The following is a 24,678-nucleotide window of genomic DNA, read 5'->3' as shown; positions in this document are numbered from 1 at the left end:
TCTTCATGCGTAGACATCGGTCAGCAAGGCCTCTGGCGAGGGGTAAGGCGCAGCCTGTGCCTGAGCCAAGGCCTCTTCGATACGGGCCAGGGCCTCATCCTTCAAGCCCCTGAGGTCCGAGGCCTGAAGCTGACCTTGCGCGAGCAACCGCGACTGCCACAGCTCGATCGGATCACGCTTGAGCCACGGCGCACGCTCGGCATCGCTGATGTGCGCTTCGTCGTCGCCCGAAAAGTGCCCCCTTTGTCGATAGGTCAAGGTTTCCAGCAAAAAGGGCTTGCCCGTGTCACGAATCTGAGCCACGGCAGCCCGGGCAGCCTCGTGAACCGCGTGCGCGTCATTGCCGTCGACGGTCTGACAGGGCAGGCCATAGCCCTTGCCCCATTCGCTGATGTGCTCGGTCTGCATGGTCTCTTTTCGGCGTACAAATGCCTGCCATTGGTTGTTCTCACACACATACAGCACGGGCAGAGACCAGATCGTCGCCAGGTTCAATGACTCATGGAAGATGCCCTCGCAGGCCGCACCATCGCCAAAGAAGCAGGCCACGATGCCAGCCTCACGCCGCATCTTGCGCGCCAGAGCCACGCCAGGCGCCATGGACAACTCACCACCGACGATGGTGGATGTCAGCACCACACCCAACTCGGCGACCGAAATGTGCAGGGAGCCGCTCTTGCCTTTGCAATAGCCGGTGGCCTTGCCCATCACCTCCGCCAGCAGGCGCGCTGGGTCCGCACCACGGGCGATCAGATGGGCGGCGCTTCGGTGATTGGTCAAGATCCTGTCTTCGCTCGACAAAGCCGCGATCACCCCCACAGCACTGGCCTCCTGCCCCTGCGACGAACAGCTCATCGGAAAGGGACCGGCAGCCTGCAAAGCGGCCAGCTTCTCCTCGTAAGCCCGGATCAGGAGCATGCGCTGCAACGCCTGGATGCTGTTCATGCTGTCGCTCCCGCCCCGACGCCTGAGTTGCGCCAGACATTGATGGCGAAGGCCGCAAAGGCCAGTGCCACGATGATCGAGCCACTGCCCACAATGGGCTCGGCCATCGGCAGGTGGTGCAGTACGGCGTAGATGCCGCAGGCCATCAAAGGCAGCCCCAGGTTGTGCAGCCAGAACTGCAGTTTGGCCAGCACGCTGCCCGCCATGGCGGGAAAGACCTGGTAAGCCATCGCCATGATGGCCATGGACACCCAGCCCACCAGGTTGAGGTGCACATGCACGCCCTTGTTCGTGAAATCACCTGATGCGGCCATCACGATGCCCATGCCGATACCGAACAGCGCGTACAGCACCGCGCAACGCAACAGGTTCTTAGCCATGGCAAGCCACCTCCGACTTCAGCGCGGCCTGCAGCTTGTGCCAGGCGCGGGCGTTCAACAAGGGCCGGGCCATGTCCAGCTGGGAAGCGAACACCTCGGGCGGCATGCCCTGGCGCATGCCACTCATCATGACCACGCGCTCGGGGTGCGACAACTGCGGCAGGATCCAACGGAAGTGGTGCGCCATCTCGTCCGCCGGCACGTTGGCCAGCAGCGCATCGTGGATCTCGATGAGCTCTTCATCGCTGAAGTGGCGCCACAGCACCGCATTGTGCTCACGCTCCTCCAACAGCATGTGCTCGAAGTTGTCGGCCACGAACAGGCTCAGCAACTGGTACAGGCGCTGCCAGGCCGCCGCCTGTTGTGACTCGGATGCGGCCAGGGCCTGCCGCAGGCTGCCGCTCAAGGCATCGATGTGCGCAACATGCTCGACGTGTTCCTGAGCGCAGCTGGCACTGCTGCCTGGCGCGCGTCGCTCCATGGCGGTATGCAGGAAGTGGTTCTCGTGCTTGAGGTGCTCACCGCAGATGTGCAACAGGGACCGGACCACCTCTGCCGTGTCCTGACGCTCCTGGGCATCGGTGTAATCGGTGCTGCCCACGCGCACCAGCGTGTCGGCCATGAAGGCGCGCAGCCCCTTGTGCACGCCTTGGTAAACATTGAAGCGCTGGCTGTGGTCCAGCGCCTGGTCAACCAGCTGTGTACTGATGCTGGCCCCGAACTGCTCGACGGGGATCTCTTGTGTGAGGTTGCTCATGGTGTCACTTCCTGTTGTGGCCCGGCGTGCTGTGCCAGGCCCTTGTTGATGATGGAAGTGACTGTAGGGAAGACGCACCCAGACGTTTCGTAAATGCTTCTTCAGCAATTCTTAAAGCGCTCTTAACCCCCCATCAGGGCGCCCTCCGCAGGGGGTAAAAAAAAAAGCCGCTGGCACTCACCAGCGGCTTCTTGACGAACTTGAAACGCTCAGCGCGATCAGGCCGCCTTCTTCTCGTCGCGCAGTTCGCGGCGCAGGATCTTGCCCACATTGGTCTTGGGCAGGTCGTGGCGGAACTCGATGTGCTTGGGGCACTTGTAGCCGGTCAATTGCTCATGGCAGTAGGCCTTCAGGGCTGCTTCGGTCAAGGTTGCATCCTTGCGCACCACGAACAGCTTCACGGCTTCACCCGACTTGTCATCAGGCACACCCACGGCTGCGCACTCCAGCACGCCCGGGTGCATGTTCACCACCTGCTCGACCTCGTTGGGGTACACGTTGAAGCCCGACACCAGGATCATGTCCTTCTTGCGGTCCACGATCTTGAACAGGCCCGTCGGGTCCATCACGCCGATGTCGCCCGTGCGGAAGAAGCCGTCGGCCGTCATGACCTTGGCGGTCTCATCGGGGCGGTTCCAGTAACCAGCCATCACCTGCGGGCCACGGATGCAGATCTCGCCCACGCCACCGACATCCAGGTGGTTGCCGTCGTCATCCAGGATGGCCACTTCGGTCGAAGGAATCGGGTAACCGATGGCGCCATTGAACTCAGCCAGGTCCAGACGGTTGGCGGTGGCCACGGGCGAGGTTTCCGACAGGCCATAACCTTCCACGATCGGGCAACCAGTGACCTTCTTCCAGGTTTCAGCGGTGGACTGCTGCACGGCCATGCCGCCGCCGTTGGACACCTTCAGGCCGGAGAAATCGATCTTGGCAAAGTCGGGGTGATTCACCAGCGCGTTGAACAGCGTGTTCACGGCGGGGAACTGGTTGACCTTGTACTTCTTGAGCGTCTCGATGAAACCGGGAATGTCGCGCGGGTTGGCGATCAGCAGGTTCATGCTGCCCATGCGCGCGCCCATCATGTAGCAGACGGTCAGCGCGAAGATGTGATACAGCGGCAAGGCGCACACCACGGTCAGCGGCTGGTCACCCAGCTTGGCCAGCTCAGGCTTGAACCAGGCTTCGTTTTGCAGGATGTTGGCCACCACATTGCGATGCAGCAGCGTCGCGCCCTTGGACACACCCGTCGTGCCGCCGGTGTACTGCAGGAAGGCCACGTCGTCAGGCTTGAGGCTCGGGCGCGTGTACTTGGCAGAACGGCCTTGTGCCAGGGCATCCTTGAACTTGGTCAGCTTGCACTTGTCGTTGTTGGGCAGCGTGAAGGCCGGCACCATCTTCTTGACGTTGCGCACCACGAAGTTGACGATCAGGCCCTTGGGGAAAGGCAGCATGTCACCCATGGCGGCCAGCACGATGTGCTTGACCGGCGTGCGCGCCACGACTTCCTGCAGCGTGGTGGCGAAGTTCTCCAGAACGATGATGGCTTCGGCACCCGAGTCCTTCAGCTGATGCTCCAGCTCGCGCGGCGTGTACAACGGGTTGACGTTGACCACCACGTAGCCAGCGCGCAGCACAGCGGCGATCGCCACCATGTATTGCGGGATGTTGGGCATCATCAGGGCCACACGTGCGCCCTTGGCCAGGCCCTTGGACTGGAACCAGCCAGCGAGCGAGCGAGACATCTCGTCGACCTGCTCGAAAGTCCAGTGCACGTCCATGAAAGCGGCCATGTCCCGCTTGGCAAACTGCTTGAACGAATGATCCAGCAAGTCCATCAGCGAGTCGTACTCACCCGGGTTGATCTCGGTCGGCACACCGGGTTCGTAGCTGGCCAGCCATGGCTTTGAAGTCGTCATCGTCATCCTCTTTGATGGATCAAGTTCGGCGGACACCCGTTAATCGGACACCCGGAAGAAATCGCGTAAAGCACTGCATGAATTCTGCAACATTCGTGACTAAGGGTATTCCCTTAAAGCCGGACGCCGCACTTCTTGTTCATTCCTCCGACAGCCCGCAAAAAACAGGCGACGAGAGGTTAAACGCCAGCGGGACAGGCTGCACACGCAAGGCACAATCTCCCGGCAATCTGACTCACAACCTTTCCTTATTTGGGAACAGTTACGCACGGAAGCCAAACACATGGTCGACCGATCCATAGATCACCCACTTCAACCCAAGCGCCGCTGGTTTCTCAAGACGGCGCTGGCGATCGGGGCCGTAGGCGGTGCGCTTGGCGCACTGGTCTACTGGCACCGCGGCATGAGCAACGGCAAACTGACTGAACACGGCCGTGACGTCTTTCGAGGCCTGACCATGGCCATCGTGGGCCCGATGCTGCCCAAAGACAAGGCCCAGCGCGACGCCATCATGGAAGGCCACCTCGCGCACACCGAGGAATTCCTCAACGGCATGCCCAATGTGCTGCAGATCGAGATCAATGCCTTGCTGGGCCTGCTGGGCAACTACCCCACCCGCAAGATGCTGACCGGCATGGGCGCCTCGTGGTCCGATGCGACCGAGGACGAACTGGCGCAGGCCCTCGAGACCATGCGCCTCAACCCGCTGCCCTCCACCCGCCTGACCTATCAGGTCATGCGCAGCATCGTCTGCATGTCCTTCTACTCCAACAGCGCCCACTGGCCCCTGACTGGCTACCCCGGCCCCGTGCAAATATGAGCAAACTCCCCGATCCATTCCGCGAAGGCCTGGCGCGTGGCTGGAAGGCCACCAACGGCGAACAAGGCCTGCCCGAGCAGGTGCAATGCGATGTCGTCATCGTGGGCACCGGCGCTGGCGCCGGCATCACCGCCGAGTTGCTGACCAAGGCTGGCCTGGACGTCGTGCTGGTCGAAGAAGGCCCGCTGCGCACCAGCACAGACTTCAACCAGAAAGAATCCGAAGCCTACGCCAACCTGTACCAGGACGGCGGCGGCCGCAAGACCATGGATGGCGCCCTGACCCTGCTGCAGGGCCGCTGCGTGGGCGGCACCACCGTCATCAACTGGACGAGTTCCTTCCGCACGCCAGCCTCGACCCTGAAGTACTGGGAAGACAACTTCGGCCTGAAGGACTTCAATGAAGCGTCGATGGCACCCTGGTTTGCCCAGGCCGAACATCGCCTGAACATGCACAAGTGGGAAGAGGCCCCACCCAACGCCAACAACGAATTGCTGCGCACCGGCGCCCAGAAGCTGGGCATCTCGGCCGAGGTGATCCCGCGCAATGTCAAGGGCTGCTGGAACCTGGGCTCCTGCGGCATGGGCTGCCCGACCAATGCCAAGCAGTCGATGCTGGTCACGACCATCCCTTCGTCGCTGGAATCCGGCGCGCGCCTGTTCTACCAGACCCGCGCCCAGGAGTTCATCATCAAGGGCGACAAGGTCGAAGGCCTGATCTGCGTGCCCATCCGTGTCAACGGCCAGAAGACCTCCGACAAGGTGCTGCGCATCACGGCCAAGCACTACGTGGTCTCAGGTGGCGCCATCAACTCGCCCGCGCTGCTCAAGCGCTCGAAGGCGCCGGACCCGCACGACCTGCTGGGTACCCGCACCTTCCTGCACCCCGTCGCGTTCTCCGGCGGCGTGTTCGAACAGCGCGTCGAGGGCTGGGCTGGCGCTCCGCAGTCGATCTACTCCGATCACTTCGTGCACAACGCCCCGATGGACGGCCCGATTGGCTACAAGCTGGAAGCCACGCCCATGCACCCCGGCCTGGCCGCTGTGCTGATGGGCGGTTATGGCAAGGGCCTGGCCGAGCGCTTCCAGCACTACCCCAACACGCAGATGATGCTGGCGCTGCTGCGCGATGGCTTCCACCCGGAATCCACCGGCGGCACCGTGATCCTGAACGTCGATGGCAGCCCGTTGCTGAACTACTCGATGTCCGACTACGTGCTGGCAGGCTTCAAGCAGGCCCTGCTGACCATGGCAGAGGTGCAGTTCGCCGCCGGCGCCAAGAAGGTCATGCCACTGCATGAGCAGGCGCACTACTACACCAGCTGGGCCGAAGCCAAGGCTGCCATCGCGGCCTACGAGATGAAGCCTTATTACGTGGGTGGCGGCAGTGCGCACATCATGGGCGGCTGCCGCATGGGCGGCACGGAACAGCAAGGCGTGGTTCGCCAGGACGGCGTGCACTGGCAACTGTCGAACCTGTCGGTGCACGATGGTTCGCTGTTCCCGACCAGCATTGGCGCCAACCCGCAGCTGTCCATCTATGGCCTGACGAACCGCCTGGCCACAAGCCTGGCCAAACGCCTGACCGGCAAGGACGTCAGCCTGGCCTGACGCGGCTTTTGCCCCCACAAGCACAAAACCCCGCCATGGCGGGGTTTTGTTTTGCCTGGGCGCGCTGAGCGCCGATCTTCACAGCGGCCAGCTGTTCACCACGTCCAGGCAAAACAAAAGGCCCCGAAGGGCCTTTTGCATCAGTGGCGCGAGCCGACCAATTACTTGGTGCGGGTGCCGACCACTTCGATTTCAACGCGACGGTTCTTGGCGCGGCCAGCTTCCGTCTTGTTGTCGGCGACAGGCTGAGACTTGCCCTTGCCTTCGGTGTAGATGCGCGAGGCTTCGATGCCCTTGTCAGCCAGATACTTCTTCACGGCTTCAGCGCGACGCACCGACAGCTTCTGGTTGTAGGCGTCGCTACCCTTGGCGTCGGTGTGACCCACGGCGATCACGACTTCCAGCGTCAGGCCCTTGACCTTGTCAGCCAGGTCGTCCAGCTTGGCCTTGCCTTCCTTCTTCAGGTCAGCCTTGTCGAAGTCGAAGAAGGCGTCAGCAGCGAAGCTCACCTTTTCGGTCGCAGGGGCAGCAGGCACCACGGCAGGAGCGGGAGCCGGGGCAGGAGCCGGGGCTGCAGCAGGTGCGGGAGCGGGAGCAGGAGCGGGCGCAGCAGGAGCCGGCACGCCGTCGCAACCTTGAACGCCGGTTTCAGGCGTCCAGGGGTTGTCGCGCCAGCAGTGTTCGTTGGAGCCGTTCTTCCAGACGGTGCCGTCGGAACCGCGCCAGTTGTCAACGGTCTGCGCAAAAGCGGAGCCAGCCAGAGCTGCGGTAACGAACAGGGCGGCAACTTTGTTGAGTTTGTTCATGCAAATCCTCACGATAAAGACGCAGCATTCCACTGCGGACGCCCTGACAGGGCAACCTCCCCTGAGGGGGTGGGACGCGCCCACAAGGTTAACCCTAGGGCACATAACGAAAACGATTGTGCCATAGCCATTTTCCCGCTCAAGCAAGACGGGGCTTGGCCACGGAGAAGCAGGCCGATTGTTGCGCGTGGACGACATTGCCGGCCAATTACAATCCTCTCTTTGTTCGCTCGCGCGCCCGTGGACCGTCAGGACAGGGGGGCGTTGGCGCCAGTGGAAGCCCCTGACGGCCTCGAGCCCCCGCGCTTGAGCCGGCTCTTCTCACCGCTTTAGCCCGCATGACGCAATTCGCCAAGGAAACCCTGCCCATCAGCCTCGAAGAGGAGATGCGGCGTTCGTACCTCGATTACGCGATGAGCGTGATCGTCGGCCGGGCCCTGCCTGATGCCCGTGATGGCCTGAAACCCGTGCACCGCCGCGCCCTGTACGCGATGCACGAGCAGAACAACGACTGGAACCGCCCGTTCAAGAAGAGCGCGCGTATCGTCGGTGACGTGATGGGTAAATATCACCCCCACGGTGACTCGGCCATTTACGACACCATCGTCCGCATGGCGCAGCCCTTCTCGCTGCGCCACATGCTGGTCGATGGCCAGGGCAACTTCGGTTCGGTCGACGGCGACAACGCCGCGGCCATGCGTTACACCGAAATCCGCCTGACGAAAATCGCCCACGAGATGCTGGCCGACATCGACAAGGAAACCGTCGATTTCGGGCCCAACTACGACGGCTCGCTGCAAGAGCCGCTGGTGCTGCCCACGCGCCTGCCCAACCTGCTGATCAACGGCTCGGCCGGTATCGCGGTGGGCATGGCCACCAACATCCCGCCGCACAACCTCAACGAGGTGGTGGACGCCTGCCTGCATGCGCTGAAGAACCCCGGCTGCTCGATCGACGAGCTGATGGAGATCATCCCCGCGCCCGACTTCCCCACCGCCGGCATCGTGTACGGCCTGTCGGGTGTGCGCGAAGGCTACCGCACGGGTCGTGGCCGCGTGGTCATGCGCGCCCGCGTGCACTTCGAAGACATCGGCAAGGGCGACCGCCAGGCAATCATCGTTGACGAGATCCCTTATCAGGTCAACAAGAAGACGCTGCTGGAGCGCATCGCCGAGCTGGTCAACGAAAAGAAGATCGAAGGCATCAGCCACCTGCAGGACGAGTCCGACAAGTCCGGCATGCGCGTGGTGATCGAGCTCAAGCGCGGCGAAGTGCCCGAGGTGGTGCTCAACAACCTGTACAAGCAGACGCAGCTGCAGGACACCTTCGGCATGAACATGGTGGCCCTGATCGACGGGCAACCCAAGCTGTGCAACCTCAAGGACCTGATCACGGTCTTCCTGGAGCACCGCCGCGAAGTGGTGACCCGCCGCACCGTGTTCGAGCTGCGCAAGGCGCGCGAACGCGGCCATGTGCTGGAAGGCCTGGCCGTTGCCCTGGCCAACATCGACGAGTTCATCGAAACCATCAAGACCTCGCCCACGCCACCCGTGGCCAAACAGGCCCTGATGAGCAAGAGCTGGGATTCGTCCCTGGTGCGCGAGATGCTGGCACGTGTCGGCACCGACACGCCCGGCGGCGCCGCAGCCTACCGCCCCGAGGGCCTGCCGCTGAACTACGGCATGCAGCCCGATGGCCTGTACCGCCTGTCTGACGCGCAAGCCAGCGAAATCCTGCAGATGCGCCTGCAACGCCTGACCGGCCTGGAGCAGGACAAGATCGTCGGCGAATACCGCGACGTGATGGCCGAAATCGCCGACTTGCTGGACATCCTGGCCAAGCCCGAACGCGTGTCCGTCATCATTGGCGACGAACTGGCCGCCATCCGCCAGGAATTCGGCCAGACCAAGGTCGGCGAGCGCCGCTCCACCATCGAGCACAACGCGCAGGAACTGGGCACCGAAGACCTGATCACCCCGACCGACATGGTGGTGACGCTCTCGCACACCGGCTACATCAAGAGCCAGCCGCTGAGCGAATACCGTGCGCAAAAGCGTGGCGGGCGCGGCAAGCAGGCTGCAGCCACGAAGGAAGACGACTGGATCGACCAGCTCTTCATCGCCAACACACACGACTACATCCTGTGCTTCAGCAACCGTGGCCGCGTGTACTGGCTCAAGGTCTGGGAAGTGCCGCAGGGCTCGCGCAACTCGCGCGGCCGCCCCATCGTGAACATGTTCCCGCTGGAAAAGGACGAGAAGGTCAATGTGGTGTTGCCGCTGACCGGCGAGTTCCGCACCTTCCCTGAAGACCACTATGTGTTCATGTCCACGCGCCTGGGCACGGTCAAGAAGACACCGCTGACGGACTTCAGCAACCCCCGCAAGGCCGGCATCATCGCCGTGGGCCTGGACGAGGGCGATGTGCTGGTGGGCGCTGCGCTGACTGACGGCAAGCACGACGTGATGCTGTTCAGCGATGGCGGCAAGGCCGTGCGCTTCGACGAAGAAGACGTGCGCCCGATGGGCCGCTCGGCTCGCGGCGTGCGCGGCATGATGCTGGAAGAAGGCCAGTCGGTCATCGCCATGCTGGTGGCCGAAGACGAAACGCAATCCGTGCTGACCGCCACCGAAAACGGCTACGGCAAGCGCACCAGCATCGTCGAGTACACCCGCCATGGTCGTGGCACCAAGGGCATGATCGCCATCCAGCAATCAGAGCGCAACGGCAAGGTGGTCGCGGCCACCCTGGTGCGCCCGGAAGACGAAATCATGCTGATCACCGACAAGGGCGTGCTCGTGCGCACCCGTGTCAGCGAGATCCGTGAGCTGGGCCGTGCCACACAGGGCGTGACCTTGATCTCGCTGGACGAAGGCGCCAAGCTGATCGGCCTGCAACGCATCGTGGAAAACGACGCCAACGCCGCCAGCGAAGGCGACAGCGAAGAAACCCCTGGTGACAGCACTGATGCAGGCTCCGCCGATACTGAAGGCGGCACCGACAACTGACCCCGACAACTCGGCCCATCAGGGTCGAGCACACCAAAGGACTGACGATGAAATTGAGCAAAACGGTATGGGCGACGGCAGTGGCCGCGACATTGGCGCTGACCACCCTGTCTGCACATGCCGACAAGAAGGAATTGGTCCAGAAGGTGCTGGCGGCGCAGCAAAGCGTGTTTGACGATGTGTCGCGCTCGATCGCCGAACAGCCCGCCCGTCAGTTGGTGGCCGGCGTGCGCCCGATCATGGCCCAGGCTGTGCCCGAGGACAAACGCGACGCCACCGCCAAGCAGATCGACGCCGAGATCAAGAAGTACATCGAATCGGCCGCCCCCATCTTCCGCGCTTCGGCCACCAAGCTGGCACCCAGCGTGGTCGGCCCCGTTCTGGAGGAGAAGTTCTCCGAAGACGAGCTCAAGCAACTGGCTGCCCTGCTGGAATCCCCCGCGTTCAAGAAGTACCAGAGCCTGATGCCCGAGGCCACCCAGGGTCTGATGGAAAAGGTCGTCAACGACGCCCGCCCGCAGATCACGCCCAAGCTGCAGCAGTTGGATGCCAATGTGCGCAAGATCCTGGACGCTGCAACGGGTGGCAAGCTCAGCGGCGGCGCTTCTGCCCCCGCTCCAGCACCTGCCCCAGCCGCCAAACCTGCTGCCAAGAAGTAATTTCGGTTTCCGTCTCTGAGTCGCTCATGACCCGCCCATTCAATTTCTCCCCCGGTCCGGCCGTCCTGCCGGACGAAGTCCTGCAACAGGCCGCCAGCGAGATGCTGGATTGGCATGGCTCGGGCATGAGCGTCATGGAGATGAGCCACCGCGGCAAGGAGTTCATCTCGATTGCCGAGCAGGCCGAAGCCGATCTGCGCGAGATCCTGGCCATCCCCGCCAACTACAAGGTCCTGTTCATGCAGGGCGGCGCGATTGCCGAGAACGCCATCGTGCCGATGAACCTGTCGCGTGGTGGCCGGGCCGATTACGTCGTCACCGGCTCCTGGTCGGTCAAGTCGGCCAAGGAAGCGCGCAAGTACTGCGAAGTGCATGTGTCGGCCACCAACGAGGCCGACCACCACACCACGCTGCCCGCGTACGGCAGCTGGAAGCTCAGCGACAACGCCGCCTACGTGCACGTGTGCAGCAACGAAACCATCCACGGTGTCGAGATGCACGAGTTGCCTGACCTGGCCGCTTTAGGCAGCAAGGCCCCGCTGGTGATCGACGCGTCTTCGCACATCTGTTCGCGCACGGTGGACTGGTCGCGTGTGGGCCTGGCCTATGCCGGCGCCCAGAAGAACATCGGCCCCTCCGGCCTGACGTTGGTGATCGTGCGTGAGGACCTGATCGGCCACGCCCTGCCCATCACGCCTTCTGCTTTCGACTACAAGATCGTGGCCGACAACGGCTCCATGTACAACACGCCGCCCACCTACCCCTGGTACCTGGCTGGCCTGGTGTTCCAGTGGATCAAGCGCCAGCGTGAAGGTGACTTGACTGGTCTGGCCGCCATCGAGGCGCGCAACATCACCAAGGCCAAACTGCTGTACGACTACATCGATGCGTCCGGCTTCTATGTGAACAAGGTGGCCGCCAATTGCCGCTCGCGCATGAACGTGCCCTTCTTCCTGCCCAAGGATGAGCTCAACGACGCATTCCTGGCGGGCGCCAAGGCGGCCGGCCTGGTTCAACTCAAGGGCCACAAGAGCGTGGGCGGCATGCGCGCCTCGATCTACAACCCCATGCCGGTTGCCGGCGTGCAGGCCCTCGTCGCCTACATGAAGGACTTCGCCGCAAGCCATGGCTGATCAAGCGCCCGATCATTTCAAGCCCGATGGCCGGCCGGTTGACGAGCAACTGGCCGATCTGCGCGTGCGCATCGACGTGGTCGATCAGCAGTTGCTCAAGCTGCTCAACGAGCGCGCCAAGCTGGCCCAGGCCGTGGGCGAGGTCAAGAAGATCGACGGCTCGCCCGTGTTCCGCCCGGACCGCGAGGCCCAGGTCATCGACCGTGTCAAGAACCGCAACCCCGGCCCCATCCTGGCCAACAGCATCGCCCCCATCTGGCGCGAGATCATGTCGGCCTGCCGCTCACTCGAAGCGCGCCAGCGCGTGGCCTTCCTGGGCCCCGTCGGCACCTTCAGCGAACAGGCGACCCTGAATTATTTCGGCTCCTCCATCGAGCCCATGGCCTGCCCGTCGATCGACGAGGTCTTCCGTGCCACCTCGGCCCGCTCGGCCGACTTCGGCGTGGTGCCCATTGAAAACTCCACCGAAGGCGTGGTGGCCCGCTCGCTGGACCTGCTGCTGCAATCGCCCCTGACCATCGTGGGTGAAACCAGCTTGCTGGTCACGCACAACCTGCTGCGCAAGGAGCCCAACCGCGACGGCATCAAAGTGGTCGCGGCGCATCCGCAAGCGCTGGCGCAGTGCCAGGGCTGGTTGAGCCAGAACCTGCCTGGCGTCGAGCGCCGTGCCGTGTCCAGCAATGCCGAGGGTGCCCGCATGGCCGGCGAGGACGATGGCATCGCCGCCCTGGCCAGCGAGCGCGCGGCCTCGCAGTACGGCCTGCACGTGGTGCAACGCGCCGTGCAGGATGAGGCCCATAACCGCACACGCTTCGTGGTGGTCACGCATGCCGACGCGCACACGCCGGCGGCCCCCACCGGGCACGACTGCACCAGCCTGGCCGTATCGGTGGACAACCGCCCCGGCGCCGTGCACGATCTGCTGGTGCCCTTGAAGCAGTACGGCGTGTCCATGACCCGTTTCGAGTCGCGCCCGGCGCGCTCTGGCCAGTGGGAGTATGTGTTCTTCATCGACCTGGCCGGCCACCCCGCGCAGGACAATGTGGCGGCCGCGCTGGATGCGCTGCGCGCCCAATGCTCTCTCTTCAAAGTGCTCGGCAGCTTCCCGCTGGACGTGCACTGATCGCTTCTTCAGGATTTCGCATCATGTTCAACCAACTCGGCCTGATCGGTTGCGGCCTCATGGGCGGCTCGTTCGCGCTGGCGCTCAAGAAGGCCGGCTTGGTCAAGCGGGTCGTGGGCTACAGCAAATCGCCGTCCACCGTAGAAAAGGCCCGCCGGTTGGGCGTGATCGACGTGGCCGCCGAATCAGCACTGCTGGCGGTGTCCGGCTCCGACATCGTGTTGATCGCCGTGCCCGTGGCGGCCAGCGAAGGCACCTTCAAGGCCATCCGCCACCTGGTGGACCCGGGCGTGCTGTTCATGGACGTAGGCTCGACCAAACGTGATGTGGTGGATGCTGCCCGTCGCGTGCTGAAAGAGCGCCTGCCCTCCTTCGTGCCGGCGCACCCGATCGCAGGCCGTGAAGTCGCAGGCATCGAGCACGCCGATGCGGCGCTGTACCAGGGCCGCAAGGTCATCCTGACGCCCCTGCAGCAAACCGACCCCGTGCTCATCCAGAAGGCCACCGATGTGTGGGCCGCCGTGGGCTGCCAGGTGCTCAAGATGACGCCGGAGAACCACGATGCGGCCTTTGCCGCCGTGAGCCACCTGCCCCACCTGCTGGCCTTTGCCTACATGAATGCCATGGCCGAGCAGCCGCTGGGCCAGGAATACCTGTCGCTGGCCGGACCCGGCTTCCGCGACTTCACCCGCATTGCCGCAGGTGACCCCACGATCTGGCGCGACATCCTCTTGTCCAACCGCGAAGAGGTGCTCAAGCAATCCGAGGCCTTCCGCCACGCGCTGGAACAGATGGAGCGCCAGATGCGCGACTGGAACGGCCCTGCGCTCGAAGAACAGATTCAGACTGCGTCCGACGCCCGCAGCCAATGGCAACTGGGCACCAAGCCCTCTGTCACGCGCCAATAAGCCCAACTCGGCCCGTCTCGCGAACCGCCACGCATGTACACCACCGCTTTCCTTGACCTTCCCCCGCTGCTGTCTGCAGGCGGCACCGTGCGCCTGCCGGGCTCCAAAAGCATCTCCAACCGCGTGCTGCTGCTGGCGGGCCTGAGCGAGGGCACCACGGTCGTTCACGACCTGCTGGCCTCCGACGACACCCGCGTGATGCTGGAAAGCCTGCGCGCGCTGGGTTGCGACCTGGACCAGGACGGCGACACCGTGCGCATCACCGGTCTGGCCGGCAAGCTGTCCGTGCTGCAGGCGGATCTGTTCCTGGGCAATGCCGGCACCGCCATGCGCCCGCTGACCGCGGCACTGGCCCTGCTGTCGGCCACGCAAGGCGGCGTGTTCACGCTCTCGGGCGTGCCGCGCATGCACGAGCGCCCCATCGGTGACCTGGTCGATGCCCTGCGCCCATTAGGCTGCCACATCGAATGCACCGGCAAGGAAGGCTACCCCCCGCTGCGCCTGGCGGGCGGCCAGCTCAAGCTGTCGGCACCGATCAAGGTGCGTGGTGATGTCTCCAGCCAGTTCCTCACCGCCCTGTTGCTGGCCCTGCCCCTGGTGTCACAGGATCAGGCCCTGACGATCGAGGTCGTGGGCGAGCTGATTTCCAAGCCCTACATCGAGATCACGCTGAACCTGCTGGCGCGCTTTGGCATCAAGGTGGAGCGCCAGGGCTGGGAACGTTTTGTCATCCCGCAAGGCAGCCGCTACCAGTCGCCGGGCGAAATCCACGTCGAGGCCGACGCCTCCTCCGCGTCCTACTTCATCGCGGCGGGCGCCATCGCGGGCCGTGCCACACCGGTGCGCATCGAAGGCGTGGGCGAAGCGTCCATCCAGGGCGACATCCGCTTCATCGAGGCTGCCCAGGCCATGGGAGCCCAGGTCACCAGCGGCCCGAACTGGCTGGAAGTGCGCCGTGGCGACTGGCCCCTGCAGGCCGTGGACATGGACTGCAACCACATCCCGGACGCGGCCATGACCCTGGCCGTGATGGCGCTGTACGCCCAAGGTACCACCCGCCTGCGCAACATCGCCAGCTGGCGCGTCAAGGAAACCGACCGCATCGCCGCCATGGCCTGCGAGCTGCGCAAGCTCGGCGCCACCGTGGTCGAGGGCCAGGACTTCATCGAGATCACGCCGCCGGCCGCCGGCCAGTGGCAGCACGCCAGCATCCACACCTACGACGACCACCGCATGGCGATGTGCTTCTCGCTAGCGGCCTTCAACCCGCTGGCGCCCACGGCCACGGACGGCAAACCTGTCTCTGTCCGTATTGAAGACCCACGCTGCGTCGGCAAGACCTTCCCGGACTACTTCGAATCCCTGTTCCAGGTCGCCCAGACCAACCCGGATCTGATCCCCGTGATCACGGTCGACGGCCCGACCGCCTCCGGCAAGGGCACGCTGGCCAGCGCCCTGGCCACCCGCCTGGGTTACCAGTTCCTGGACTCCGGCTCGCTGTACCGTGTCACCGGCCTGCTGGCCACTGAACGCGGCATCAGCCTGGACGATGCCGAGGCACTCGAAGCCCTGGCCCGTCAGCTGGGCTACGCCATCTCCCTGCGTTTTGATCGGGAACACATCTGGGTCGACCAACGCGATGTGGGCGAGCTGGTCCGTCGCGAGGACATCGGCCAGGCCGCCTCCCGCGTGTCGGTTTTCCCGGGCGTGCGCCAGGCGCTGGTCGAGCTGCAGAAGGCTTTCCGGGGCCTGCCCGGCCTGGTGGCCGACGGCCGCGACATGGGCACGGTGATCTTTCCCGACGCCGCGCTGAAGGTGTTTTTGACGGCATCCGTCAAAGAACGGGCCGAACGCCGATATAACCAATTGATTTCAAAAGGGATTTCTGCTAATCTCGACGAGATCTGTGCAGACCTAGAAGCGCGCGACCTGCGGGACCGTACCCGCGCCGTATCGCCCCTGGTGCCTGCCCCAGACGCCCAGAAGATCGACAACTCGGCCTGGACCATCGAACAATCGGTGGAAACTGTGCTCGGGATGTGGGTCGCGGGCTGGCCTCACGTGATCGTTCGTCACTGACTGATGTCATTGACACGTCGCGGGGGTCTTTACCAAAAGGCTGTGACTTCCGGCGCATGCTGCCAGGCAGGCGTTTGAGTGATCAGGGCTGCTGCAAGGCAGCCCGGAGGTCATGTTCTTCAACCCAACCCGTTCAGGTCGTTCCTGTCGATCTGGGCGTTACCGCTGGCACCCGCCGGCACAGGAAACTCCATGTCTGAATCTTTTGCCGCCCTTTTTGAAGAGTCGCTGCAACGTGCCAACATGCGCACGGGCGAAGTCATCACCGCTGAGGTGGTGGCCGTCGAACACAACTTCGTGGTCGTCAACGCCGGCCTGAAGTCCGAGGCCTATGTGCCCATCGACGAGTTCCGCAACGACCAGGGCGAGATCGAAGTCCAAGTGGGCGACTTCGTGTCGGTGGCCGTGGACGCCATCGAAAACGGCTACGGCGACACCATCCTGTCGCGCGACAAGGCCAAGCGTCTGGCCTCGTGGCTGTCTCTGGAAACCGCACTGGAGTCTGGCGACTTCGTGACCGGTACCGTCAATGGCAAGGTCAAGGGCGGCCTGACCGTTCTGGTCAACGGCATCCGTGCCTTCCTGCCTGGTTCGCTGCTCGATACGCGCCCTGTCAAGGACATGTCGCCGTTCGAAGGCAAGACCATGGAATTCAAGGTCATCAAGCTGGACCGCAAGCGCAACAACGTCGTGCTGTCGCGCCGTGCTGTGGTTGAAGCTTCGATGGGCGAAGAGCGCGCCAAGCTGATGGAAACGCTGCGCGAAGGCGCGATCGTCCAAGGCGTGGTCAAGAACATCACCGAATACGGTGCGTTCGTGGACCTGGGCGGCATCGACGGCCTGCTGCACATCACCGACATGGCATGGCGCCGTGTCCGTCACCCCTCCGAAGTGGTGACGGTTGGTCAAGAGCTGACCGCCAAGGTCCTGAAGTTCGACGCCGAGAAGAACCGCGTTTCGCTGGGTCTGAAGCAAATGGGCGACGACCCCTGGGTTGGCGTGGCTCGCCGTTACCCTGCCGGCACCCGTCTGTTCGGCAAGGTCACCAACATCGCTGACTACGGTGCATTCGTCGAGATCGAACCCGGCATCGAAGGCCTGGTGCACGTCTCTGAAATGGACTGGACCAACAAGAACATCGCTCCCAACAAGATCGTCAACCTGGGCGACGAAGTGGAAGTCATGGTCCTGGAAATCGACGAAGACAAGCGTCGTATCTCCCTGGGCATGAAGCAGTGCAAGCCGAACCCATGGGACGACTTCGCTCAGAACTTCAACCGCGGTGACAAGGTCAAGGGCCCCGTCAAGTCGATCACCGACTTCGGCGTGTTCGTGGGTCTGGCCGCTGGCATCGACGGTCTGGTGCACCTGTCCGACCTGTCCTGGAACGAGCCTGGCGAAGCCGCCGTGCGCAACTACAAGAAGGGCCAGGAAGTTGAAGCCATCGTGCTGGCCATCGACGTCGAGCGCGAGCGCATCAGCCTGGGCATCAAGCAGCTGGACAGCGACCCGTTCACCAACTTCACGACCCTGAACGACCGTGGCGCCACCGTCACTGGCACCGTCAAGTCCGTGGATGCCAAGGGTGCCGAAATCACCCTGGGTGACGACATCGTCGGCTACCTGCGCGCTTCGGAAATCAGCCGTGACCGCGTGGAAGACGCTCGCAACGTGCTGAAGGAAGGCGACGAAGTCACCGCCCTGATCATCAACGTGGACCGCAAGACCCGCGGCATCCAGCTGTCGATCAAGGCCAAGGACAACGTCGAGCAGCAAGAAGCCATGCAGTCCCTGCGCAGCGAAACCACCAAGGAAGGCGCCGGCACCACCAGCCTGGGCGCTCTGCTGAAGGCCAAGCTGGACCAGAACAACGGTTAATCCCGTCTGTTCTCACACTGCTTCTGTTGACCAGGCTTCGGCCTGGTTCAACGGAGGTTGTGATGAGCGTGGCAACACCTCACGGTGTTGAAAAAGCCCTGGATCCCTGGTCCTGCCAGGTTGAAGGGGCTTTTTGCTGATGCTCATCACAGCCTTTCAAAAGATTCACGCCGTCCTCTTGTATGACCCGATCCGACCTCGTGGCCCGACTGGCCGAACGATTCGGCCAGCTCACCCAGCGTGATGCCGAGTTCGCCGTCAAGACCATCCTCGACGCGATGTCCGAAGCGCTGGCCAAGGGCCACCGCATCGAGATCCGTGGTTTCGGCAGTTTCTCGATCAACCGCCGCCCACCCCGCATGGGCCGCAACCCGCGTTCGGGCGAGCAGGTGCTGATCCCGGAAAAGCTGGTGCCGCACTTCAAACCCGGCAAGGCCCTGCGCGAGGGCGTGGATAAGGTGGATACTCTCGTCCAACAAGACCCACTCAAGAGCTGAACACCCCATGCGAGCATTGAACTGGTTGTGGCGCGGCCTGTTGTTCTTCATTCTGTTCGCGTTCGCGCTGAACAATCAGCACGTGGTGGAGCTGAAATGGCTGCTGGGCTACAGCTGGCAGGCACCGATGGTGTTCGTGGTGCTGGGCGTGTTCGCGCTGGGTTGCGTCACCGGCGTGCTGGCCATGCTGCCCAGCTGGTGGCGACATCGCCGCGACGCGCGCAACCGCCAGCTGCTCTTGCCCGAGCCGGTCAGCAAACAGGCGGCCCCCACGCCGTTTGACAGCGGCCCGACGACACGCCCTGGCCCCGCCACCCTGCCGGCAGAACTGCCCTTCCCGCCCGACATGCCCGCACCGCGCAAACCGGCCAAGTGACCGGCCCAGTGATCGGCAAAGCGACCCCCGATGGAATTTGACCTCTACTGGCTGCTGCTGGCCTTCCCTATCGTCTTCCTGCTGGGCTGGACCGCCTCGCGCCTGGACCTGCGGCAGCTCAAGCGTGAAGACCGCGCCTCGCCCCAAGCCTATTTCAAAGGGCTGAACCTGCTGCTCAACGAGCAACAGGACAAGGCGATCGATGCTTTCATCGAAGCTGTCCAGCACGACCCGGACACCTCCGACCTGCACTTCGCGCTGGGCAACCTGTTCCGTCGGCGTGGTGAATACGAACGCGCCATCCGCGTGCACCAGCACCTGCTGGCACGGGCCGATCTCAAACGCGACGAACGTGAGCGCGCGCAGCACGCCCTGGCTCATGACTTCATGAAGGCGGGCCTGTTCGATCGTGCCGAAGAGGCCTTCAAGGCCCTGGAGGGCACGGCGTTCTCCACAGATGCGCGACTGGCGCTGCTGTCGCTCAACGAGCGCTCGCGCAACTGGCACCCGGCCATTGAGGTCGCCCGCCAACTGGAAGCGGCCGGTACCGGCTCGTTCTCGCAACGCATGGCGCACCACTGGTGCGAAATCGCGCAGGAAGCCGATGCACGCGGCCGTGACGAGGAAGCTGATCAGGCTTTACAACGAGCCAGGGAGGCTGCGCCGCAATCTGCACGCCCCTTGGTCATCCAGGGCCAACGCATGGTGCGCCAGGGTCAGCATGAGCAAGCCTTGCGCGCCTGGGACGAATTGATGGCCAAGCAACCGCAGGCCTTCTCATTGGTTGCCATGGACTACGCCAAATCGGCGCAAGCCTGCGGTGAAGACAAGGCCGCCCTGGACAAGCTGCAGAGCCTGTATGCCCAGGTGCCGTCGGTGGACGTGCTGCTCGCACTCAACAGCCTGCAACCTGACCCGGTTGCGCGCCGCAAGGCCCTGATGGCCCACATGAGTGCACAGCCCTCGCTGTCAGCAGCGCAAGGCCTCATCCGCGAGCGCCTGAGCACGCATGTGGCGCTGGATGAGCCCGAGATCGAGCGCATGCAGGCGGCGATGGCCACCGCCGCCAAGCCCTTGCAGCGTTATCGCTGCGCGGCCTGCGGCTTCGAAAGCCAGCATTACTTCTGGCAATGCCCGGGCTGCCAGGGCTGGGACACTTACCCACCCCGGCGCCTGGAAGATCAGTGAGCCTCGTGCATCGGGCCTTGATGCATGTGGTTGTGCTTCATGCCGTCTGGCTGAGCCGCTGATGCGGCACTGGTGGCCGGGGCCATCGTCATCGAGCCCGATTTGACGGGCACCTTGATGTCCTGCGTCAGCGTCTTGCCGTCGGCGGTGCGCAGCTTGAGCGTGAGCGCCACTTCATCACCTTCCTTGAGTTGCTGCTTGAGGCCCATCAGCATGAGGTGATGGCCGTCCATGCCAGGGCGCAACTCGACGGTCTGGCCTGCCGGCAGAGGCAGCGAAGGCACGGCATGCATGCGCATCACGTTGCCGTCCATGGCCATTTCGTGCAGCTCGCTTTCGGTCGCCACGCTGGAGTTGAAGCCCACCAGGGTCAACGGCTGAGAGGCCGTCAGGTTCATGAAACCACCCGTGCCGCTCTGGCCTTTGACTGTGGCGCGGATCCAGGCCCCTTCGACCTTGACCAGGGATGCTTCAACCTTGCTCCCAACCTTGGCCGGTACCTTGTCCGCCGCGTGAGCCACAGAGGTCAGCCCCCCGCACGCCAGCGCCAACAGGCAGGCAGACAACAGGGCGAATGGATGTCGGGTTCGCTTCATGGATTTCATCTCCAACAATGTGATGGGCGCAGTCTAGCCTCTGCCGCATCCCCCTGCAGGCCGCCTGAGTTGACCCAACTCAGGCGGCCTGCAAAACGCGCCGGTACTGGATGGCTTCGGCCATGTGTGCCTGCAGGATGACATCCGAGCCGGCCAGATCCGCAATGGTGCGCGCCAGCTTGAGCACGCGATGGAAAGCGCGGCCCGACCACCCCAGGCGGGCGCAAGCCGTTTGCAGAAACGCGGAGGCGGCTGGCACCGCCTGTGTGTGCTCGTCCAGCAAGCCACCCGTCAGGTCTGCGTTGAGCACGCCCTGGCGGGCACGCTGGCGCTCTCGCGCCTGCATCACGCGGGCCGCCACCGCAGCGCTGGGTTCACCATCGGCACAGTGGGCCAGCACCTCGGGCGCCACGGCGGGCACCTCGATCTGCACGTCCACGCGATCGAGCAAGGGGCCGCTCAGCCGCGACTGATAACGCGTCACCTGGTCCGGCGTGCAACGACAAGCCTTGAGCGGGTTGCCAAAATGGCCGCAAGGGCACGGGTTCATGGCGCCAACCAGCTGGAAACGTGCCGGGAAATCATGCCGGCGCGCGGCACGGGCAATCGTGATGTGCCCGGTTTCCAGCGGTTCGCGCAGGGCCTCCAGGGCCGCGCGAGGGAATTCAGGCAGCTCGTCCAGAAAGAGGATGCCGTGGTGCGCCAGCGAGATTTCGCCGGGGCGCGGCGGCGAGCCCCCACCCACCAGCGCCACGGAGGATGCCGTGTGGTGCGGGCTGCGCATCAGGCGCTGGCGCCAGCGCTGTGCGTCAAAGCATCCAGCCAGGCTCAACACGGCGGCAGATTCCAGCGCCTCGTCGTCCGTCAAGGGTGGCAACAAACCGGCAAAGCGCTGGGCCAGCATGGACTTGCCCGTGCCAGGTGGCCCGACCATCAGCAGGCTGTGACCACCAGCGGCTGCCACCTCCAGCGCCCGTTTGGCCGCGGTCTGGCCCTTGACCTCTTTCAGATCGGGCCCGCCCACATCGGGCACGGCAGACGCCATGGCGCAAGCGCGCACCAGATCAGCGCCAGTGCCCTGGCCTGTCGGTCGCAAGGCCTCCACCACCTCCATCAGGTGCGCCGCGCCGTACAACCTCACGCCGTCCACCAATGCGGCCTCGGCCGCGCTGGCTTGAGGTAACACCAGGCCGCGGGGCCTTGCGCCCCCGGCAGTACGACGCAAGGCCAGCGCCATGGGCAAGGCGCCTCGCACCGGGCGCAACTCGCCGCCCAGCGACAACTCGCCCGCGAACTCCAGCTCGGCCAGCTTGCTGGCATCCACATGCCCCATGGCGGCCAGAATGCCCAGCGCAATCGGGAGATCGAAGCGCCCGGACTCCTTGGGCAGATCCGCCGGGGCCAGGTTGACCGTGATCCGTTTATTGAACGGGAAGTCCAGCCCTGAATTGCTCAGCGCCGCCCGAACCCGCTCGCGCGCCTCCTTGACCTCGGTATCAGCCAGGCCAACCAGGGTGAACGAGGGCAGCCCATTGGCCAGATGCACCTCGACGGTGACTTCGGGGGCTTTCAGGCCGTCAAGCGCGCGACTGTGAACGATTGCCAGTGACATGGGGTGGGTGCGTCATTTCGGTGAACCGCCGAATTGTCCCGAGCCCGGCTTGGCGCCATGCCCCTCTGATGGGCCCCACCGAAGAGCGATGGAGCGGAAACCGGACACCCGTCTTGGCACCAATGTTGTGCACCATTTTTAAGCAGATGTGGAATGCGCACGTTGCCGCACAACATTCGTGCAAATCGTGGCTTACCAAGCCATAACGGTGCACGGCAGCCGATGCGCCGCACGCCACTCCCCGATTTGGAGCGCTGGCACAGATCGTGCAGTCCATGCCTTGTCTGAATTTTTTGCCAACCTCACCGGAGAACCAACCATGAAAATGGTGACCGCCATCGTCAAGCCCTTCAAGCTTGATGAAGTGCGTGAGGCCTTGTCTGCCATTGGCGTGCAAGGCATCACCGTGACCGAAGTCAAAGGCTTCGGCCGCCAGAAGGGCCACACCGAGCTGTACCGTGGCGCGGAATACGTGGTCGACTTCCTGCCCAAAGTCAAGATCGAAGCCGCTGTCGACGAAGCCATTCTCGACCGCGTGATCGAAGCCATCGAGTCGTCTGCCCGTACCGGCAAGATCGGCGACGGCAAGATCTTCGTGACGTCGCTGGAGCAGGTGATCCGCATCCGTACCGGTGAAACCGGGCAGGACGCGCTGTGATCCCCAGGTCTCACGCCTGACCCCCATTCCCCTTTTTGTGGCCCACACCTGATAGGTGTGTGTGCTGTGCTCACCTATCTGATTCCAAGAGGCATCTTCATGAGAAAGCTCATTGCGTCCATCGCGCTGGGGCTGGCCGGCTTCGGTCTACTGGGCGTTTCGCACGCCGAGGACACCACCGCCGCGTCCGCGCCTGTCGCCGCTGCTTCGGCCGTTGCTGAAGCACCTGCATCGGCCCCCGCGGCTGCCCCTGCCGCGGCCCCTGCGGCACCTGAAGCCGCTTCGGCTGCCGCCGCGCCGGCACCCGCCCCCAACAAGGGCGACACCACCTGGATGATGGTCTCCACGATGCTGGTGATCCTGATGACGGTGCCTGGCCTGGCCCTGTTCTACGGTGGCCTGGTGCGCAGCAAGAACATGCTGTCCGTGCTGATGCAGGTCATGGTGACCTTCTCGCTGATCGTCGTGTTGTGGTTCGTTTACGGCTACAGCCTGGCTTTCACCGAAGGGAACGCCTTCGTCGGTGGCATGGACCGTCTGTTCATGAAGGGCATCTGGGACAACGTCGCTGGCACCTTCGTCAACGGCGCCACCTTCTCCAAGGGTGTGCCGATGTACGAAATCGTGTTCGCCGCCTTCCAGGCCACGTTCGCCGGCATCACCTGCTGTCTGATCGTGGGCGCCTTTGCCGAACGCATCAAGTTCTCGGCCGTGCTGTTGTTCATGGTGCTGTGGTTCACCTTCAGCTACGCGCCGATCGCCCACATGGTCTGGTTCTGGATGGGCCCTGATGCTTACAGCTCCAAGGACGTGGTTGACGCCATGAACGGCAAGGCCGGCCTGATCTGGCAGTGGGGTGCGCTGGACTTCGCCGGCGGTACCGTGGTGCACATCAACGCCGCTGTCGCTGGCCTGGTGGGTGCCTACATGGTCGGCAAGCGCATCGGCTACGGCAAGGAATCCTTCACCCCTCACTCGCTGACGCTGACCATGGTGGGTGCCTCGCTGCTGTGGGTGGGCTGGTTCGGTTTCAACGCCGGCTCTGCCCTGGAAGCCAACGGCTTTGCCGCCCTGGCCTTCATCAACACCTTCGTGGCCACGGCTGCTGCCGTGCTGGGCTGGTGCCTGGGTGAAAGCCTGCTCAAGGGCAAGGCTTCGATGCTGGGTGCTGCTTCGGGTGCTGTGGCCGGTCTGGTCGCCATCACCCCTGCCGCTGGTAACGTCGGTATCGGCGGTGCCGTGATCATCGGCCTGCTGGCCGGCCTGATCTGCCTGTGGGGTGTGACCGGCCTGAAGAAGCTGCTGGGCGCCGACGACTCGCTGGACGTGTTCGGCGTGCACGGCGTGGGCGGTATCTTCGGTGCGCTGGCCACCGGTGTGTTCAACTCGCCCAACCTGGGTGGCCCCTCCACGGTGGCTGACTGGGTCACGGTGACCATGACCACGCCCACCGAGTTCTCGATCTCCAGCCAGTTGCTGGTGCAAGCCAAGGCTGTCGGCCTGACCATCGTCTGGTCTGCCGTGGTCTCGCTGATTGCCTACAAGATCGTTGACCTGGTGATCGGCCTGCGCGTGCCTGAAGAGGAAGAGCGCGAAGGTCTGGACATCACCTCGCACGGTGAAACCGCGTACCACAAGTGATCAAGCTCGGAGGTGGCCCGACAGGGCCGCTTTCGGCGATGCACACCAAGGCTGCCTTCGGGCAGCCTTTTTTTCTGCCCGAATC

General features: G+C 63.9%; 21 protein-coding genes. 14 read left to right on the top strand and 7 right to left on the bottom strand.

Annotated features, from left to right (window positions below; all coding sequences use genetic code 11):
- Positions 1 to 3: 3 nt before the first annotated feature.
- From JY96_RS16415 to JY96_RS16400, 4 genes are all read right to left on the bottom strand, one after another.
- Complete coding sequence (locus JY96_RS16415) at positions 4 to 945, bottom strand: thiamine pyrophosphate-dependent dehydrogenase E1 component subunit alpha (RefSeq protein WP_035039114.1); 942 nt, start codon at positions 943 to 945, stop codon at positions 4 to 6.
- On the bottom strand, positions 942 to 1,325 hold the full coding sequence (locus JY96_RS16410) for a cytochrome-c oxidase (protein ID WP_035039111.1): 384 nt from the start codon (positions 1,323 to 1,325) through the stop codon (positions 942 to 944). The genes JY96_RS16415 and JY96_RS16410 overlap by 4 nt, the downstream gene beginning before the upstream one ends.
- Positions 1,318 to 2,082, bottom strand: a complete 765-nt coding sequence (locus JY96_RS16405; RefSeq protein ID WP_052162634.1) for a hemerythrin domain-containing protein — start codon at positions 2,080 to 2,082, stop codon at positions 1,318 to 1,320. The genes JY96_RS16410 and JY96_RS16405 overlap by 8 nt, the downstream gene beginning before the upstream one ends.
- Before the next feature lie 218 nt (positions 2,083 to 2,300).
- Positions 2,301 to 4,007: a long-chain-fatty-acid--CoA ligase gene (locus JY96_RS16400; protein WP_081961338.1), complete on the bottom strand. Its 1,707-nt coding sequence runs from the start codon at positions 4,005 to 4,007 to the stop codon at positions 2,301 to 2,303.
- Positions 4,008 to 4,284: 277 nt separating this feature from the next.
- Here JY96_RS16400 and JY96_RS16395 point away from each other — a divergent pair, with 277 nt between their 5' ends.
- A complete protein-coding gene (locus tag JY96_RS16395; RefSeq protein ID WP_035039110.1) occupies positions 4,285 to 4,821 on the top strand; it encodes a hypothetical protein in 537 nt (178 codons plus the stop codon).
- Positions 4,818 to 6,431: a GMC family oxidoreductase gene (locus JY96_RS16390; protein ID WP_035039108.1), complete on the top strand. Its 1,614-nt coding sequence runs from the start codon at positions 4,818 to 4,820 to the stop codon at positions 6,429 to 6,431. Before JY96_RS16395 ends, JY96_RS16390 begins: the two co-directional genes overlap by 4 nt.
- 161 nt (positions 6,432 to 6,592) lie before the next feature.
- Here JY96_RS16390 and ompA read toward each other — a convergent pair whose 3' ends face one another.
- Positions 6,593 to 7,237 (bottom strand): outer membrane protein OmpA, encoded by a 645-nt coding sequence (gene ompA, locus JY96_RS16385; protein WP_035039105.1) that lies wholly within the window; start codon positions 7,235 to 7,237, stop codon positions 6,593 to 6,595.
- A 338-nt stretch (positions 7,238 to 7,575) separates the two neighbouring features.
- On the opposite strand from ompA, the gene gyrA reads away from it, so the two are divergent.
- The 10 genes from gyrA to lapB all read left to right on the top strand — a co-directional run bounded on the left by gyrA (position 7,576) and on the right by lapB (position 20,086).
- The gene (gyrA, locus tag JY96_RS16380; RefSeq protein ID WP_035039103.1) at positions 7,576 to 10,245 is read left to right on the top strand and encodes a DNA gyrase subunit A; all 2,670 of its coding nucleotides are present in this window, start codon (positions 7,576 to 7,578) and stop codon (positions 10,243 to 10,245) included.
- A gap of 47 nt (positions 10,246 to 10,292) precedes the next feature.
- Positions 10,293 to 10,904: a DUF2059 domain-containing protein gene (locus tag JY96_RS16375; RefSeq protein ID WP_081961337.1), complete on the top strand. Its 612-nt coding sequence runs from the start codon at positions 10,293 to 10,295 to the stop codon at positions 10,902 to 10,904.
- A gap of 26 nt (positions 10,905 to 10,930) precedes the next feature.
- On the top strand, positions 10,931 to 12,037 hold the full coding sequence (gene serC / locus JY96_RS16370) for a 3-phosphoserine/phosphohydroxythreonine transaminase (RefSeq protein WP_035039098.1): 1,107 nt from the start codon (positions 10,931 to 10,933) through the stop codon (positions 12,035 to 12,037).
- Positions 12,030 to 13,160 carry a prephenate dehydratase gene (pheA, locus tag JY96_RS16365; RefSeq protein WP_052162632.1) on the top strand — a complete coding sequence of 377 codons (1,131 nt, stop codon included), beginning with the start codon at positions 12,030 to 12,032 and terminating at the stop codon, positions 13,158 to 13,160. Before serC ends, pheA begins: the two co-directional genes overlap by 8 nt.
- A 23-nt stretch (positions 13,161 to 13,183) precedes the next feature.
- On the top strand, positions 13,184 to 14,068 hold the full coding sequence (locus tag JY96_RS16360) for a prephenate dehydrogenase/arogenate dehydrogenase family protein (protein WP_035039096.1): 885 nt from the start codon (positions 13,184 to 13,186) through the stop codon (positions 14,066 to 14,068).
- 33 nt (positions 14,069 to 14,101) lie between these two features.
- Positions 14,102 to 16,147 (top strand): bifunctional 3-phosphoshikimate 1-carboxyvinyltransferase/cytidylate kinase, encoded by a 2,046-nt coding sequence (locus JY96_RS16355; RefSeq protein WP_035039092.1) that lies wholly within the window; start codon positions 14,102 to 14,104, stop codon positions 16,145 to 16,147.
- Positions 16,148 to 16,339: 192 nt separating this feature from the next.
- Entirely contained in the window at positions 16,340 to 18,025 is a 1,686-nt protein-coding gene (gene rpsA, locus JY96_RS16350; protein ID WP_035039090.1) for a 30S ribosomal protein S1, read from the top strand.
- A 182-nt stretch (positions 18,026 to 18,207) separates the two neighbouring features.
- The gene (locus JY96_RS16345; protein WP_035039088.1) at positions 18,208 to 18,522 is read left to right on the top strand and encodes an integration host factor subunit beta; all 315 of its coding nucleotides are present in this window, start codon (positions 18,208 to 18,210) and stop codon (positions 18,520 to 18,522) included.
- A 7-nt stretch (positions 18,523 to 18,529) separates the two neighbouring features.
- On the top strand, positions 18,530 to 18,898 hold the full coding sequence (locus JY96_RS16340) for a lipopolysaccharide assembly LapA domain-containing protein (protein WP_035039085.1): 369 nt from the start codon (positions 18,530 to 18,532) through the stop codon (positions 18,896 to 18,898).
- A gap of 30 nt (positions 18,899 to 18,928) precedes the next feature.
- Entirely contained in the window at positions 18,929 to 20,086 is a 1,158-nt protein-coding gene (lapB, locus tag JY96_RS16335) for a lipopolysaccharide assembly protein LapB (protein WP_035039082.1), read from the top strand.
- Here lapB and JY96_RS16330 read toward each other — a convergent pair.
- Together JY96_RS16330 and JY96_RS16325 are read right to left on the bottom strand one after the other, a co-directional pair.
- On the bottom strand, positions 20,080 to 20,682 hold the full coding sequence (locus JY96_RS16330) for a copper chaperone PCu(A)C (RefSeq protein ID WP_081961660.1): 603 nt from the start codon (positions 20,680 to 20,682) through the stop codon (positions 20,080 to 20,082). The genes lapB and JY96_RS16330 overlap by 7 nt on opposite strands.
- Positions 20,683 to 20,761: 79 nt before the next feature.
- Positions 20,762 to 22,294: a YifB family Mg chelatase-like AAA ATPase gene (locus JY96_RS16325; protein WP_035039080.1), complete on the bottom strand. Its 1,533-nt coding sequence runs from the start codon at positions 22,292 to 22,294 to the stop codon at positions 20,762 to 20,764.
- Positions 22,295 to 22,613: 319 nt separating this feature from the next.
- On the opposite strand from JY96_RS16325, the gene JY96_RS16320 reads away from it, so the two are divergent.
- A complete protein-coding gene (locus JY96_RS16320) occupies positions 22,614 to 22,952 on the top strand; it encodes a P-II family nitrogen regulator (protein ID WP_035039077.1) in 339 nt (112 codons plus the stop codon).
- A 99-nt stretch (positions 22,953 to 23,051) separates the two neighbouring features.
- A complete protein-coding gene (locus JY96_RS16315; protein WP_035039075.1) occupies positions 23,052 to 24,593 on the top strand; it encodes an ammonium transporter in 1,542 nt (513 codons plus the stop codon).
- Positions 24,594 to 24,678 lie beyond the last annotated feature (85 nt).

This window comes from Aquabacterium sp. NJ1 (assembly GCF_000768065.1).
In the GTDB taxonomy this organism is placed as follows: domain Bacteria; phylum Pseudomonadota; class Gammaproteobacteria; order Burkholderiales; family Burkholderiaceae_C; genus Aquabacterium.
The sequence above is the reverse complement of the archived record's forward strand: the minus strand, read 5'-3'. Positions and strand labels throughout refer to the sequence as shown.

What these genes read in the sequence shown, in the direction of transcription:
- JY96_RS16415 (WP_035039114.1), bottom strand. Translation starts at nt 945, where the DNA reads ATGAACAGCATCCAGGCGTTGCAGCGCATGCTCCTGATCCGGGCTTAC.
- JY96_RS16410 (WP_035039111.1), bottom strand. Translation starts at nt 1,325, where the DNA reads ATGGCTAAGAACCTGTTGCGTTGCGCGGTGCTGTACGCGCTGTTCGGT.
- JY96_RS16405 (WP_052162634.1), bottom strand. Translation starts at nt 2,082, where the DNA reads ATGAGCAACCTCACACAAGAGATCCCCGTCGAGCAGTTCGGGGCCAGC.
- JY96_RS16400 (WP_081961338.1), bottom strand. Translation starts at nt 4,007, where the DNA reads ATGACGATGACGACTTCAAAGCCATGGCTGGCCAGCTACGAACCCGGT.
- JY96_RS16395 (WP_035039110.1), top strand. Translation starts at nt 4,285, where the DNA reads ATGGTCGACCGATCCATAGATCACCCACTTCAACCCAAGCGCCGCTGG.
- JY96_RS16390 (WP_035039108.1), top strand. Translation starts at nt 4,818, where the DNA reads ATGAGCAAACTCCCCGATCCATTCCGCGAAGGCCTGGCGCGTGGCTGG.
- ompA (WP_035039105.1), bottom strand. Translation starts at nt 7,237, where the DNA reads ATGAACAAACTCAACAAAGTTGCCGCCCTGTTCGTTACCGCAGCTCTG.
- gyrA (WP_035039103.1), top strand. Translation starts at nt 7,576, where the DNA reads ATGACGCAATTCGCCAAGGAAACCCTGCCCATCAGCCTCGAAGAGGAG.
- JY96_RS16375 (WP_081961337.1), top strand. Translation starts at nt 10,293, where the DNA reads ATGAAATTGAGCAAAACGGTATGGGCGACGGCAGTGGCCGCGACATTG.
- serC (WP_035039098.1), top strand. Translation starts at nt 10,931, where the DNA reads ATGACCCGCCCATTCAATTTCTCCCCCGGTCCGGCCGTCCTGCCGGAC.
- pheA (WP_052162632.1), top strand. Translation starts at nt 12,030, where the DNA reads ATGGCTGATCAAGCGCCCGATCATTTCAAGCCCGATGGCCGGCCGGTT.
- JY96_RS16360 (WP_035039096.1), top strand. Translation starts at nt 13,184, where the DNA reads ATGTTCAACCAACTCGGCCTGATCGGTTGCGGCCTCATGGGCGGCTCG.
- JY96_RS16355 (WP_035039092.1), top strand. Translation starts at nt 14,102, where the DNA reads ATGTACACCACCGCTTTCCTTGACCTTCCCCCGCTGCTGTCTGCAGGC.
- rpsA (WP_035039090.1), top strand. Translation starts at nt 16,340, where the DNA reads ATGTCTGAATCTTTTGCCGCCCTTTTTGAAGAGTCGCTGCAACGTGCC.
- JY96_RS16345 (WP_035039088.1), top strand. Translation starts at nt 18,208, where the DNA reads ATGACCCGATCCGACCTCGTGGCCCGACTGGCCGAACGATTCGGCCAG.
- JY96_RS16340 (WP_035039085.1), top strand. Translation starts at nt 18,530, where the DNA reads ATGCGAGCATTGAACTGGTTGTGGCGCGGCCTGTTGTTCTTCATTCTG.
- lapB (WP_035039082.1), top strand. Translation starts at nt 18,929, where the DNA reads ATGGAATTTGACCTCTACTGGCTGCTGCTGGCCTTCCCTATCGTCTTC.
- JY96_RS16330 (WP_081961660.1), bottom strand. Translation starts at nt 20,682, where the DNA reads ATGAAGCGAACCCGACATCCATTCGCCCTGTTGTCTGCCTGCCTGTTG.
- JY96_RS16325 (WP_035039080.1), bottom strand. Translation starts at nt 22,294, where the DNA reads ATGTCACTGGCAATCGTTCACAGTCGCGCGCTTGACGGCCTGAAAGCC.
- JY96_RS16320 (WP_035039077.1), top strand. Translation starts at nt 22,614, where the DNA reads ATGAAAATGGTGACCGCCATCGTCAAGCCCTTCAAGCTTGATGAAGTG.
- JY96_RS16315 (WP_035039075.1), top strand. Translation starts at nt 23,052, where the DNA reads ATGAGAAAGCTCATTGCGTCCATCGCGCTGGGGCTGGCCGGCTTCGGT.